The sequence below is a fragment of the Vagococcus zengguangii genome (genome assembly GCF_005145005.1).
GTDB lineage: Bacteria > Bacillota > Bacilli > Lactobacillales > Vagococcaceae > Vagococcus_A > Vagococcus_A zengguangii.
In genome coordinates, this window is the sequence record NZ_CP039712.1 from 1532501 (window position 1) to 1546668 (window position 14168).

The window sequence follows — 14168 nt, forward strand, 5'->3', positions numbered from 1 at the left end:
GGGAACGTATTCACCGCGGCGTTCTGATCCGCGATTACTAGCGATTCCGGCTTCATGTAGGCGAGTTGCAGCCTACAATCCGAACTGAGAACAGCTTTAAGAGATTAGCTTGACCTCGCGGTCTCGCGACTCGTTGTACTGTCCATTGTAGCACGTGTGTAGCCCAGGTCATAAGGGGCATGATGATTTGACGTCATCCCCACCTTCCTCCGGTTTGTCACCGGCAGTCTTGCTAGAGTGCCCAACTTAATGATGGCAACTAACAATAAGGGTTGCGCTCGTTGCGGGACTTAACCCAACATCTCACGACACGAGCTGACGACAACCATGCACCACCTGTCACTTTGTCCCCGAAGGGAAAGTTCTATCTCTAGAATGGTCAAAGGATGTCAAGACCTGGTAAGGTTCTTCGCGTTGCTTCGAATTAAACCACATGCTCCACCGCTTGTGCGGGCCCCCGTCAATTCCTTTGAGTTTCAGTCTTGCGACCGTACTCCCCAGGCGGAGTGCTTAATGCGTTAGCTGCAGCACTGAAGGGCGGAAACCCTCCAACACTTAGCACTCATCGTTTACGGCGTGGACTACCAGGGTATCTAATCCTGTTTGCTCCCCACGCTTTCGAGCCTCAGCGTCAGTTACAGACCAGAGAGTCGCCTTCGCCACTGGTGTTCCTCCATATATCTACGCATTTCACCGCTACACATGGAATTCCACTCTCCTCTTCTGCACTCAAGTTCCCCAGTTTCCAATGACCTTCCTCGGTTGAGCCGAGGGCTTTCACATCAGACTTAAGAAACCGCCTGCGCTCGCTTTACGCCCAATAAATCCGGACAACGCTTGCCACCTACGTATTACCGCGGCTGCTGGCACGTAGTTAGCCGTGGCTTTCTGGTTAGATACCGTCAAGGCGTGAACAGTTACTCTCACGCTTGTTCTTCTCTAACAACAGAGTTTTACGATCCGAAAACCTTCTTCACTCACGCGGCGTTGCTCGGTCAGACTTTCGTCCATTGCCGAAGATTCCCTACTGCTGCCTCCCGTAGGAGTCTGGGCCGTGTCTCAGTCCCAGTGTGGCCGATCACCCTCTCAGGTCGGCTATGCATCATGGCCTTGGTGAGCCGTTACCTCACCAACTAGCTAATGCAGCGCGGGTCTATCCATCAGCGACACCCGAAAGCGCCTTTCATCATTCGACCATGCGGTCAAAAGAATTATGCGGTATTAGCACCTGTTTCCAAGTGTTATCCCCCTCTGATGGGCAAGTTACCCACGTGTTACTCACCCGTCCGCCACTCATTTCGTTTCTGTGGAGCAAGCTCCGGTGAAACAAAATGCGTTCGACTTGCATGTATTAGGCACGCCGCCAGCGTTCGTCCTGAGCCAGGATCAAACTCTCAATAATATAAGTGGTTCACAACAAAGCTGATGTACCACTATAGCTAGAAACTTGTTTCTAGCATCTTATGAGTTTTAGCTCATTTATGTTTGCTAGCGAATTACTTCACTAAAATTCAAAAATTGTTTGGTTTTGTTTTACACTTTGTAAAACACCCTACACATTTGGTTTGTCTTATTCATTGTTCAGTTTTCAAAGGTCTACTTTTTAAGTCGTTGTCTTTCGTGACAACTTCATTAGTTTATCACGCTTAGTTGACCAAGTCAACAACTTTTTAAAAGTTTTTTTATTCAAAAGTGTTCGTTGTTTTAGAACTTCTATATACTATCACGTTAGTTACATTCAGTCAATCAAAAAACTCGGAAATATTTCAATAAAATCATGATAACTAACTTAAAAGTTGTGATAAAGACGATTAGCTTTACATATCAAACAACATACGCGGAAATATTTTCTTAAATTCAGAGCCATTTTAGTTCATTTTATAAGTCGACTATTCAATTGAATAGCACTATACAAAAAGAGCCATGACTATCTAGTCATGGCTCAAAAGAAATCATTTCATCAAATACTTAAATTAAAAAAGCTTCGCCTTTTATTTCTCTAGTTGAGAGTAATTCTCTTAAATTAGCTGGTGACTCCCATAAGAAGTTCTCAGCTAACTCATAAGTAATAAATTTCTCATCTAATGCAAACAAATAAAGAGGTACACTGCGATTATTTAGACTGACACTTGTTAATTCTACCAATTCAACATGATCAAGATTAATATTTGCCATGTTTTTCAAAAAATCCAAAATACTAGCCAGACTGGTTTTATCATCTAATACTTGGGTTACTGCAAAATCTAAGACATCTTCAACTTGATGCAAAAGAAACAATTGTTTCCCCTCAGTAGTATTAAGCATCACAGTTCCCGCCACAAGTTTATTGTACAAAAACTTTCACCTCTTAAATTATATAGTAGACTACACTTTCAAAAAAACAAATTATAATTTCCATAAAATTATATCATATTTCTGAAAAAAAATCATTGTTTGTTTTTCAATGAGTCTAGTGAGTCATCTACCCAATGTTCCATTGAAGAATCTAAACTTTCAAAACCAATCGTTAATTTAGAATTAGTGAAAAATTTCTTACGTTTATTAGCTGATTCATGAGAGTGATTTTCCAAAGCGCGCATTGATAACGAAATTTTATGAGAAAACTCGTCAATATCAATAACCATCACTTGTACTTGGTCACCAACTGAAATGGCCTCTTTAATATTTTTGATATAACCGTATTTAATTTCTGAAATATGAATGAGCCCTTGGTTATTCGCGTCTAAAGCAACAAAAGCACCGTATGGTTGTAAGCCAGTAATCGTGCCTGTTACGACATCTCCTATTTTGTAATCCAAAATAAACCCTCCTTCAAAAATCGGCTTATTCTGAAATTTCTACCGTTTCAATTACTACATCTTCTTTAGGTTTATCTTGAGCACCAACGGCTACTGCTGCGATAGCATCAACAACATCCATTCCTTCAATAACATGTCCAAATACTGTATGGCGCATGTCTAACCAAGGTGTTCCACCTTTAGTGTACTCTTCAATAATTTCTTCAGGGAAACCAGCAACTTTTAATTGACCTAGCATTTGAGCTGGCATGTTTTGGTTTTGAACGATGAAGAACTGAGAACCGTTTGTGTTAGGACCTGCATTTGCCATTGATAATGCACCACGTAAGTTGAAAACATTTTGTGAAAACTCATCTTCAAAACTTCCGCCATAAATACTTTCGCCACCCATACCAGTTCCAGTTGGATCGCCACCTTGAATCATGAAATCTTTAATGACACGGTGGAAAATTACACCATCATAGTAACCTTGTTTTGCTAATCCTACAAAGTTTGCAACTGTCTTAGGTGCTTCACTATCAAATAACTTCACTTTGATATCACCCATGTTTGTTTTCAGTGTTGCTACCGGACCTTGTACTTCTTCTAAATTTAATTGTAATAACATATTATCACTCCTATCTATATTCTTTTCTATTGTATCTTATAAATGCAATTCTTGCTAGTTACTTTGAACTATCAAACAAATTAATGTTTATTTTTTGAATTCTCTACTATAATGATATGGCTTATTATTTTTATTGGAGGTAAAAAAATGTCTCAGCACGAGAGTTATGATATTACAATTATTGGTGGCGGTCCGACCGGATTATTTTCAGCCTTTTACGCCGGTATGCGACAAGCTAGGACCTTGGTGATTGAAAGTTTGCCACAACTTGGTGGACAACTAGCCATGCTATATCCAGAAAAACATATTTACGATGTTGCAGGTTTCCCAAGTGTAACCGCTAGAGAGTTAGTCGATAATTTAATCGAACAAAACCAACGTTTCGAGCACGATTATGCCCTTACCGAAACAGTGATTGCTATTGAAAAGAACGAGGATAATTTATTCAACATTATGACAAACAAAAACGTGTATCGATCAAAAACAATCATTATCACAGCTGGTAACGGGGCGTTTGAACCGCGTAGAATGACACTGAATGAAGCAGATACTTGCGAAGAGCACTCGCTTCACTATTTCATCAACGATTTAGAAAAATTTCGAGACCAACGAGTTGTCGTGACTGGCGGTGGCGATTCTGCCATTGACTGGGCCCTTATGCTAGAGCCTATCGCAAAGGAAGTTACGTTAGTTCATCGACGTAAGGAGTTTCGTGGCCATGAACATAGCGTGTCATTATTGAAACAATCTAGCGTACAACTTAAGACACCTTATATAGTGGACGAGATTGAACACACAGAGGGAATGATTCACACTATTCATTTAGTCAACCCTAAAGAAGATACGCAAGAAACAATCCTAGCCGATCACTTAATCGTTAATTTTGGATTCAAGTCCTCCATTGGTCCTATTAAAGATTGGGGATTAGAATTAAAGGGGCGCCAAATTAAAGTCTCGAGCGATATGATGACAAGTGCCCCAGGAATTTTTGCAGCAGGTGATATTTGTTGGTATCCCGGAAAAGTAGAATTAATCGCAACTGGATTAGGGGAAGCCCCGACTGCGGTAAACAACGCTTTACATTTTGCTAATCCTGAACAAAGAGTGCAACCTGGTCACAGCACGAGTCTTTTTGACTAATGTAATAACTAATTGGTAACTCCCTTTTACCCTATTTGATTTTACAACGTATAAACGCTATGATGAAGGTATAAAAATATTTAGGAGGCGAGATTGTGACAACAGATATTAATATTTTAGAACAAAAAGCCCGTGATTTATTAGCTGAACGTGGCGTAACCATTGCGGATATTGCTGATTTGGTTTACTATTTACAAGCTCCTTATGTAGAAAATCTTACACTTGAACTATGCACTCATCATATTGAAGCAGTATTAAGAAAGCGAGAGGTTCAAAACACGATTTTAACCGGTATTCAATTAGATTTATTAGCCGAGAAAAACGGCATGATCGAACCTCTACAGGCTATTGTTGGTGAGGACGAAGGTTTGTATGGTATCGACGAAATTTTAGCTCTTTCAATCGTTAACGTTTATGGTTCAATTGGCTTTACTAATTATGGTTATATTGACAAAGTAAAACCAGGTATTCTTGGTAAATTAAATTCACACGATGGCGTTAATGTCCATACTTTCTTAGACGACATCGTTGGGGCTATCGCAGCTGCAGCAGCTAGCCGTTTAGCTCATGAAAATGGCGATAAAAAAACTACGAACTAATTTAAAGTTCGTAGTTTTTTTAATTGGTGTTTGCTTTTAAAAAATAAAGCTAAGATTATCGCTTCAAATAAAATCACCGCTAACGCAAAGCAGTGGAAAAAATATTGCTCAGGTAGTGCCATAATTACCGGGTCGGTCACAGGATCAAATAGCCACGCATCATTGTTAAACATCAAATGATGAAAGGCAATGAACACTTGGTCAAAAGCCACAAGCATCACAAAACCTAAAATTACTGGCACTAAGGCTGTATAGGCTAGCGCTTGTTTGATAATCCAAAGACGATTCGACTGCCATAGTTGTTTCACAAAACAAACAGCCGGAATACTGGTCACAATTAATAAAGCATAATTCAGTATAAACAAACGTTTCACTTCATAAAAATGAAACGCCCCTGATTCTGATACAGGAAAATCATCCATCTTCAATGTTTTAATAAACGGATGATTCAGATAACCCATCAACTGGTGGTAATTTGACAATAACGTTCCCTTGGTTAATCCTGTCATCTCCTCAATCCCTAAATGACCGATATCAAAAACGTAAAGTGGGTAAGCATTAATCGTTAAAGTAATCGCCAACGTTAAAATAAACACAACCAAAATTAAAAATTGGACTTTGTTTTTTAGCGTCATGATTTTCATTCTAAAAACTCCATTCTGCTAAATTAGTTAAAACATGGGTTGGCGCAGTCGGTAACGTTGGAACCTCATCCGGTTGAGTGAAGCCGGTTAAAACTAATAAAGTAGCGATATCATTTTGAATACCCGCCTGAATGTCAGTTTCATAATTATCGCCGACCATTACAACATCTGTCTTTTCCAGCCCCATTCGTTGCAGAGCTCCCTCCATAATGACTGAGGACGGTTTACCAATTATAATTGGCTCTTGTTGCGTGCTTGTGGCTAGACAAGTAACTAAAGAACCAGCACCCGGATACAAACCAGCTTCAGTCGGAATGTTTTTATCAGGATTGGTCCCAATAAAAAGCGCTCCATTTTGAATTGCTAGCGTTGCTTTGACTAACTTGTCATAGTTAAACTGACGATCAAGTCCAACTACGACAAAGTCTGGTGTCGTTTCTTCCCAAACAAAACCTTCCGCAAGTAAACAATCTATCAAACCTGATTCTCCAATCACATAGACTCGGTTTCCTTTATCTAATGATTTCAAATAATCCGCTGTTGCCAAGCTTGCTGTATAAATGGATGATTCGTCGACTACAATATCAAAATTCGACGCTAAATTCTTTTGAACTGCTTGTGGCGTTTTAGTTGTATTATTGGTGACAAACAAAAATGGTAGTTGCTCAGCTTGTAATCGTTCAACAAATTCTTTGGCTCCCTCAATTGATTGGGTTCCCTTATAAATCGTCCCATCTAAATCTAATAAATAACCTTTATACATTCAGACACCTATTTCGGCTCATCTTTTTGGCGAATCACAAAGGAGCGATTAGCTGATGAGTTGTTTTTTTCTGAACGATTTTTGTTGTTATTTTTGTTTGATTGATTTGGGCGGTTTTTGTTATTCGTAGGATTAGTCTTTGGCTTATGCTTAGGCTGTTGAGTTTTTTCTTTATTATTTGGGTTATTTTTATTCTGTTGATTCTTTTTATTTTTTGAGCGATTAGCTGATTTATTATTTGATTGTTTATTTTTAATTGATGCGTTATTTTTATTATTTTTTACTTGCTGTTTCACGTCTTTGACTTTACCACGCTTTTCTTTCGTGTGAGCGGGAATGGTATTAATTAATTTGTCATCTAGTTTTTCAAGACGTTCGATCACAAAATAAGCACAACCAAAATTACAATACTCGTATAAATAATCTTCTAATGTCCCAATTTTCTGATCATAGCCAACTTTTTTACGAAAATCGTCAAAGAAACCTTTTAAGCGTAACTGCTCAAAACCGATATCACCAACAATATAGTCATATTTATCTAAGACATCACTATAACGCTCGTTTAGTTGTTCAATATTAAAGCCATCTTGATAATTCATTAATAATTTGTATTCACGCTCATCAATAACTAAACGATCTGGCGCAATCATGCGGATACGTGGTATCTCCTCAATTTCAACCACTTCTTCCGTCACCTCAGCAGTTGCCAGGATTTCTTGGTCCGTTGTACTTATGGATTCTGAAGGAGTTTCTATATTAGGTGTTACTTTAGTTTCTACAGTAGGCATTTCAATTTTCTCCCCAACCACTTCTAACGTGACATCTTTTTGCTCTGAATGTTCCATTAATTACTCACCTTCTTATTACCATACTTTTTATTAATATAACATGCCACTACATTCCGTAACAATGACGGGCATAATGATTCGATTTTACCTAGTGCGGCTATTTTCGGGAAAAACTTGATAAACGAATAATGATCCATCATCACCAATCGATATGGTTTATCTAACGCTATTGGCTGACCACCGACCAGAAAATCAGCACCCATTTTTTCGATATTTTTAGCTTTCATTTCACCAAAAACTTTCCCTCTAAAACCCATGCCAACAATCGGATAGTCTATCAAATAATCGTGTTGATTAGCAATTTCCGTCAACACTTCAATTAAATTAGCACCACTAAATGTCACCCGAATCAAATGCATCGGATGGGGCAACGTACGATGCAAATCATCGCTGGTCACTTGGCCGGATGCTAAATCACCTAAGAACAGACCTGTACTTAACAAATAGGCATCGGCTTGCGTAAAATCAGCTACCGCCTCTAAAGACTGCTCTATATAACTAGTTGGCCCTTGTCCATTTCGCAACCATGGATTTGGCAAATCGCCAATTATTTGGGCCTGTAACAATTCATGACCTTGTGATTGATAACCTATAACTTCTGCTTGATCATAAGCGTGTTCAACCAATAATTTTGTTGGATAAGTGGTCGATTTTTTGCTAACTACATGATGGTTTTCATCAAGTTCGAGGGTGATTTCACCGACATATTGACCAAATTTACCAGCCGCTGCAAGAAGTGTTGTGTCGACCACTTTACCATTTTCAAATAAGTGATGAGTGTGTGAGCCGATAATCACATCAATCTCTGGGTAGTGCGCGGCAATATGCTCATCATCAAGATAACCCAGATGCGATAATAAAACAATCACATCGGTTTGTGACGACAACTCAGCTAATAATTCAGGCAACACCTCGTCTGGAAAGCTAACGTCCCAACCAAGCGGACCATAAGTAAAAGGAAATGGCGCCGTTAATCCAATAATTCCTACACGAGTCCCTCGTGGGGTTTGATGGATTTTATAGGTGTGACACCAAGGTGACGTCTGTTGATGATTATCATCTAACAGATTACTGACTACTACTGGAAAATTAGCGTGTTCATATAAACGATCTAGCTGAGGTTTCGTATTACCGATTCCCTCATTATTCCCTATCGTTACGGCATCATAGTGCACTTGATTCATTAGTTCGACATTGGCCCGACCATCCGTTGCTTCAGTCAGCGGGTGAACTCGGTCACAAAAATCTCCTAAATCAACGGTCAATACCGGGTGTCGATTACTAGCGTATTGTTGCTTTTGTTGAATAAAACGCCTAATTTTAGGCCAATTTTCAAAATGTGAATGGAGATCATTCGTATGGATTATCGTCATTCTTTCCAACGAAATCCCCTCCCATCTCTAATTAATCTTCTAAATATTTCGCTCTAATTTGAGCGATTAGTTCTGGGCTAACGTCTAAGCCTTCTAAGACATATTGTTCAACCGTTCCGTAGTGCTGTTTAATTTGCGCGAAACTTTCTGCTAAATATTCATGTTTGACTTCCATCATAATTTGGAACATCTCTAACTGCTCTTTTGGCGCACCTTCACGAGCCATCGTTTCAATCATTTTATTATTAGCTTTCTTACGCATAAGATTCGTTAATAAGTAGTCATGATAAATATCTAATTCCGATACACCTAATAGCGAAAGGATCAAAGCAGCCGCAAAACCGGTACGATCTTTACCAGCAAAACAATGGAAAATAAACGGTTTGTCTAACGTTGCCACTGTTTCTATAAATTGTTTATAGCCCGCACGAGCACTTGGATCCGTCACAAACGCACGATAGGCTTCTAACATGAACGCGTCAGGACGCGTTTGCGTCGCTTCTTCTTTTAAGTCATCTAAACTAACAGAACGTTGCATTCCTTTTAAGATATCAATCGCATAAGTTGTGACGCCGTCGAAATTTTCATTCGGACGCTCATCACGCTCTGAATCACTTCTAAAATCAAAAATTGTTTCAATATGATACTCATCTTGAAATGATTGATGATCCTCTGGAGATAAATGATTGATTTCGCCGCTGCGATAAATCAATGCTTGCTTTACTTTTTTATTATCTAAACCTCGGTAACCACCGATATCTCTGAAATTCGTTAATGTAGGTAACATCGCTTAATTCCTCCTCGTTAAACAGTCAATATGATTTTATTATAGCATATAATTCCGGTAGAATAGCACGCTTTTCCACCTAGAAAAAAATAGAGAGTCGCGAAAAAGCGACTCTCTAACTTGTTTATACAAATGAATTAGTTAATTTCTGGTGCACGACCCAATTGTGCAGTTAACATCCAGATTTTCTTTTCTACAGCACCTTTGATTCCAATAAAGATGTCTTCTGTTACAGCATCATCTTCATCATCAGCTGCTTCAATACCTTCCTCTGCTAAACCTTGAATATAGCGGTAACCTTTTAAGATAGTTTCTAAATGATCCGTCATTGATTTATCGTAGGATCCTTTTTCATCTTCAATTTTTGTATTATCAGCAAATTCTTGTAAAGTAGAATAAGGAGAGCCACCAATTGTGATTAAACGCTCTGCGATTTCATCTAGCCAATCATTCACTTCATCCATTAATTCATCCATTTTAGGATGCATAGTTAGAAAACCATTACCTCTCATATACCAGTGTGCTTGGTGAATCACTGTTGCAAATTGACTTAAGTCTGCTACTGCTTGATTTAAAACTTGTTCTTTCTTCATTATTTTCCCTCCATCTATTAATAATTATTATAAACTAAAACGTTTTATACTTATATTTTAACATCTTATTTAGAATAATTACAATAAATAACCTTTTAAAAACACAAAAAACTAGCCATTTCTGACTAGTTTTTCTTTTACATGTATTTAGCTAAAACGTCTTGTAATTGTTCTTTACGGTGAACACCGATTAATTTTTCAACAACTTGATCGTCTTTTTTAACAAGTAATGTAGGAATACTCATAATTCCAAATGAAGCAGGAACTTCAGGGTTTTCGTCAACATCCATTTTGTAGATTTTAACTTGTCCATCTAATTCTTCTGCTAATTCATCAATGATTGGTCCTTGGATACGACATGGTCCACACCATGGTGCCCAAAAGTCTACTAAGACTAATCCTTCTTTTGTTTCTTCTGCAAATAAAGCATCTGTTAATTCCATTGCCATTTAATCTTCCTCCTACTACTTTAATTATCCTTATTATATCAAAGCAACCTTTTTTTTAAAACGAATTGAATTGTGAAAGTTTTATTTTATTTGAATTCCACAACGGTTGCACCGGTTCCGCCCATATTTTGTGGCGCTAAACCAAAACTTTTGACACTACGATGACCATTTAAATAATCTGTTACCGCGTTACGAATAGCACCGGTTCCTTTGCCGTGTACAATAATAACGGATGAATAACCTGACATTAAAGCTTCATCAAGATACATGCTTAACTCATGTACTGCGTCATCATAACGCATGCCACGTAAATCTAACTGACTGTCAACACGTTTACGGGAACCACCATCTGAATTTTTAACACGGACAATATCACGTTGAACCGTTTTTACAGGTTTAACTTTCGTTAAGTCACTTTCAGGTAAATTCATTTTTAAAATACCAAGTTGAACTTGCCACTGACCTCTACCATTAGATGAAATTAAGGTACCACGTTGGCCATACGATTCTACCATAACGTCGTCACCTGGTTTTAGAACTTGTGCTTCTTTTGCCTTTTGTAACACTTTATTTTTCTTCAAATGGGCTTCTTCATGCGATAAATCACCTAGATCTTTTTGCACTTGAATTAATTCATGTTCTTTAACATGCGCTGTTCCTAGATTTTGTTGTTTTTTACGAATATCACGAACAATTTCATCAGATTTTTCTTTGGCTTCTTCGATAATTTTATTCGCTGCTTCTTTAGCTTTTGCCATCTCTTTTTCACGTTCTTCAAAGAAGTAGCCATAAGCATTTTTTAAATCTGCTAATAATTTTTCGGAAGCTGCGACTTGCTCACGAACTTCTAAATATTCCGTTTCCGCCATCTTCCGACGCAATTCTAAGTCAGCAATCATCTCGTTTAAATCTTGGCTCTCACCGTCGACTAGTTGTTGCGCTACTTCGATAATTTGGTTATCTAGACCCAAACGTCGTGAAATTTCAAAGGCATTACTACGTCCGGGAACGCCGATTAGTAATTTATAGGTTGGGCTTAATGAATCGACATCAAATTCCATACTGGCATTGATCGTTCCTTGACGGTTGTATCCATAAACTTTCAACTCAGGATAGTGAGTTGTTGCAACTACGTAAGCTCCGGTCGCAGCAACCGTATCTAATAGAGAAATCGCTAAAGCAGCTCCCTCTTGTGGATCAGTTCCGGCTCCCAACTCGTCAAATAATACCAATGAATCTTGATCGATTTGGTCGATAATGGACACAATATTGGTCATGTGAGAAGAGAACGTACTCAAGTTTTGCTCAATTGATTGTTCATCACCGATATCAGCAAAGATTTCTTTAAAAATAGCCACACTACTTTCTTCGGCTGCAGTAATTGGTAAGCCTGCTTGGGCCATTATTTGTAGTAGTCCTAATGTTTTGAGCGTAATTGTCTTCCCACCTGTATTAGGTCCAGTAATAACAATTGTTTGGTAATCTTTACCAATAACGATATCATTAGCGACTGCCACGTCTGCAGAGATAAACGGGTGACGTGCTTGTTTCAATTCCACCTGTTGCTCATCACTTATATGTGGAATCACCGCTTTGACCTCTTTTGCAAATTTCGCTTTAGCATTAATAAAGTCTAGCTGCCCAATCACATAGGCATTTTGCATGATTTCTTGGCGATATGGAGCGATTTCGTTAGATAATTCAGCTAAAATCCGCTCTACTTCATGACGTTCAGCAATTTGTTGTTGGCGTAAACGATTATTTAGTTCAACCACTTGCTTAGGCTCCACAAAAATCGTTTGACCTGAGGCACTTTGATCGTGAACCACTCCACCAAAAACACCACGATATTCACTTTTAACTGGGATAACATAGCGGTCATTACGCATGGTGATAATCGCATCGCTCAAATATTTTGCATTTTTCCCACGAATTAATCCATCCAATTGTTCTTTAACGCTCATCTCTGAACGACGAATTTGATGACGAATTGTTCGTAATTCTGGTGAAGCCTCATCAGTTACGCGCCCATCTTCTTCTACCGCCGCTCTAATTTTCCCCGATAAACTTGGGACACTCTCTAACTTGTCGGCTAATTCATAAACACGTTTTAGTGCTAATTCACTATCAGCTAATTCTTCAAAAAAACGGACTAACTCTGATGTCGTATATAAGACCTTACCGATTTGGGCAATTTCAAGACCATTCAATAATGCACCGATTTCAAGACGTTTCAAATGCGGACGAATATCTTGTAAATTTGGGACAGGTATCCCTCCCTTAATACGATAAATCGTCATGCCATCTTCCGTTTCATCCAATAGTTTCGTCACAGCAGTCGCTTCAGTTTTAGGGGCTAATGCTTTAACCGCTTCTTCACCAAACGCTGTTGTTGTATAATCATTAATTTGTTTTTTTATTTTATCAAATTCTAAAATCGCTAGAATTTTCTTATTCAATTCGTTCACTTCCAATCTATACTTTAGAAAAAGCTGAACGGAATCGTCCAGCTTATCGCGTCACTATGACACAGCTGTCTGTGTCCATAGCTCAATAATTTTATTTGAATAATAGGGTAAATTAGCAATAATAAATTTTGCCAGTCCGCTACCCTCAATCATGTTTTGAACAAAATCTAAAGGCACCATCGCAACAACATTTAAAATGCAACTTAATGTGACCATAGCCACCATAACTGCTAGAATTCCGCTTAAAATTTTTCCCACAACACCAAATAAATCAAAAAAGGTTAGCCCATAGAAAAAGAACCCAGTAAATCTAATCACTGCCCAACCAATTAATAAGATTAATAAAAATGCGACCCCAGCATAATAGTATTGATCTAAATCAAATAACTGTTGACCTGAATAATAAATAAGGTTTGAATCTAGGGCTGGTTGAGGATAAGGGACCAATAATTCTAATTTATCACTTAGCTTCTCAAAATTTTTACTCGCTAAATAAAATACAATAAGATAACCGATAGTATGGACGGTTTGAAAAACAAATCCACGACGAACACCACGAAAAGCCGCAAATCCTAAAATTACAATTAATAACAATGATAACATTTTACTTCAAATCACTTTCCTGTTGAATTTTTTCCAGATTGTGCTTATTAATTAACTCTTGAATTTCAGCAAGTGATAGGTCTTCATAAGTTAAATTTTCAGCTGCTACTATATCTCGAGCCTTCTTATCATAAACTTCAAAGCGTGCTAGTCGTCGTTCTAGCTCATCGATGCGGGATAAGGCTTTATCTAATTCATCCATACAATCTTTATTTTTCTTTAATTCATTAATTTCAGTTTCTAATTGATTACACTTTTCTTGAAGATGCAACTCATCTGAAAGGACATTAATAGCTAGCAACACTGCCGCTTTAGTCAGCGATGTATCAGGTGAAAGTTCAATAATCTTATCAATTTGATGATTGGCTAAACCAGTAACAGCATCCATATGTGCTTTGGTTTCAGTTCCAACAATTGTATAAGTTTCACCATTAATTTCTGCTTTATAACGTGTTTTATTCATTTAGCCCGAACTCCTTTCAATCATTTCATTTAA

The 14168-nt window shown here is 38.0% G+C and carries 15 protein-coding genes and 1 rRNA gene (1 of these 16 cut by a window edge); 2 read left to right on the top strand and 14 right to left on the bottom strand.

Annotated features, from left to right (window positions below; genetic code table 11):
- From FA707_RS07240 to FA707_RS07255, 4 genes are all read right to left on the bottom strand, one after another.
- Window positions 1-1402, bottom strand: a 16S ribosomal RNA gene (locus FA707_RS07240) (it extends 159 nt beyond the left edge of the window).
- A 566-nt stretch (window positions 1403-1968) separates the two neighbouring features.
- Window positions 1969-2334, bottom strand: coding sequence for a hypothetical protein (locus tag FA707_RS07245; protein WP_136953590.1), 366 nt, complete (start codon window positions 2332-2334; stop codon window positions 1969-1971).
- Between the two features lie 92 nt (window positions 2335-2426).
- Complete coding sequence (locus tag FA707_RS07250; RefSeq protein WP_136953591.1) at window positions 2427-2798, bottom strand: CvfD/Ygs/GSP13 family RNA-binding post-transcriptional regulator; 372 nt, start codon at window positions 2796-2798, stop codon at window positions 2427-2429.
- Window positions 2799-2823: 25 nt separating this feature from the next.
- Window positions 2824-3405, bottom strand: coding sequence for a peptidylprolyl isomerase (locus tag FA707_RS07255; protein ID WP_136953592.1), 582 nt, complete (start codon window positions 3403-3405; stop codon window positions 2824-2826).
- A gap of 147 nt (window positions 3406-3552) precedes the next feature.
- Here FA707_RS07255 and FA707_RS07260 point away from each other — a divergent pair, with 147 nt between their 5' ends.
- Together FA707_RS07260 and FA707_RS07265 are read left to right on the top strand one after the other, a co-directional pair.
- Window positions 3553-4545 (top strand): NAD(P)/FAD-dependent oxidoreductase, encoded by a 993-nt coding sequence (locus FA707_RS07260; protein WP_136953593.1) that lies wholly within the window; start codon window positions 3553-3555, stop codon window positions 4543-4545.
- A 95-nt stretch (window positions 4546-4640) separates the two neighbouring features.
- Window positions 4641-5144 (top strand): phosphatidylglycerophosphatase A family protein, encoded by a 504-nt coding sequence (locus FA707_RS07265; RefSeq protein WP_136953594.1) that lies wholly within the window; start codon window positions 4641-4643, stop codon window positions 5142-5144.
- Here FA707_RS07265 and FA707_RS07270 read toward each other — a convergent pair.
- The 10 genes from FA707_RS07270 to zapA form a co-directional block, all read right to left on the bottom strand.
- Window positions 5141-5788 carry a TIGR01906 family membrane protein gene (locus FA707_RS07270; RefSeq protein ID WP_136953595.1) on the bottom strand — a complete coding sequence of 216 codons (648 nt, stop codon included), beginning with the start codon at window positions 5786-5788 and terminating at the stop codon, window positions 5141-5143. The two genes, FA707_RS07265 and FA707_RS07270, sit on opposite strands and share 4 nt — an antisense overlap.
- Window position 5789: 1 nt before the next feature.
- Window positions 5790-6551 (bottom strand): TIGR01457 family HAD-type hydrolase, encoded by a 762-nt coding sequence (locus tag FA707_RS07275; protein ID WP_136953596.1) that lies wholly within the window; start codon window positions 6549-6551, stop codon window positions 5790-5792.
- An 8-nt stretch (window positions 6552-6559) separates the two neighbouring features.
- Window positions 6560-7396 (bottom strand): YutD family protein, encoded by an 837-nt coding sequence (locus FA707_RS07280; protein WP_246032313.1) that lies wholly within the window; start codon window positions 7394-7396, stop codon window positions 6560-6562.
- Window positions 7396-8772, bottom strand: coding sequence for a bifunctional metallophosphatase/5'-nucleotidase (locus tag FA707_RS07285; RefSeq protein ID WP_246032364.1), 1377 nt, complete (start codon window positions 8770-8772; stop codon window positions 7396-7398). The genes FA707_RS07280 and FA707_RS07285 overlap by 1 nt, the downstream gene beginning before the upstream one ends.
- 31 nt (window positions 8773-8803) lie before the next feature.
- Window positions 8804-9559, bottom strand: coding sequence for a tyrosine-protein phosphatase (locus FA707_RS07290; protein WP_136953598.1), 756 nt, complete (start codon window positions 9557-9559; stop codon window positions 8804-8806).
- A 137-nt stretch (window positions 9560-9696) separates the two neighbouring features.
- On the bottom strand, window positions 9697-10152 hold the full coding sequence (locus tag FA707_RS07295; protein ID WP_136953599.1) for a Dps family protein: 456 nt from the start codon (window positions 10150-10152) through the stop codon (window positions 9697-9699).
- Window positions 10153-10289: 137 nt separating this feature from the next.
- A complete protein-coding gene (trxA, locus tag FA707_RS07300; protein ID WP_136953600.1) occupies window positions 10290-10601 on the bottom strand; it encodes a thioredoxin in 312 nt (103 codons plus the stop codon).
- Between the two features lie 86 nt (window positions 10602-10687).
- Window positions 10688-13060 carry an endonuclease MutS2 gene (locus FA707_RS07305; protein ID WP_136953601.1) on the bottom strand — a complete coding sequence of 791 codons (2373 nt, stop codon included), beginning with the start codon at window positions 13058-13060 and terminating at the stop codon, window positions 10688-10690.
- Between the two features lie 63 nt (window positions 13061-13123).
- Window positions 13124-13672 carry a CvpA family protein gene (locus FA707_RS07310; protein WP_136953602.1) on the bottom strand — a complete coding sequence of 183 codons (549 nt, stop codon included), beginning with the start codon at window positions 13670-13672 and terminating at the stop codon, window positions 13124-13126.
- Between the two features lies 1 nt (window position 13673).
- Window positions 13674-14135 (bottom strand): cell division protein ZapA, encoded by a 462-nt coding sequence (gene zapA / locus FA707_RS07315; RefSeq protein WP_136953603.1) that lies wholly within the window; start codon window positions 14133-14135, stop codon window positions 13674-13676.
- Window positions 14136-14168 lie beyond the last annotated feature (33 nt).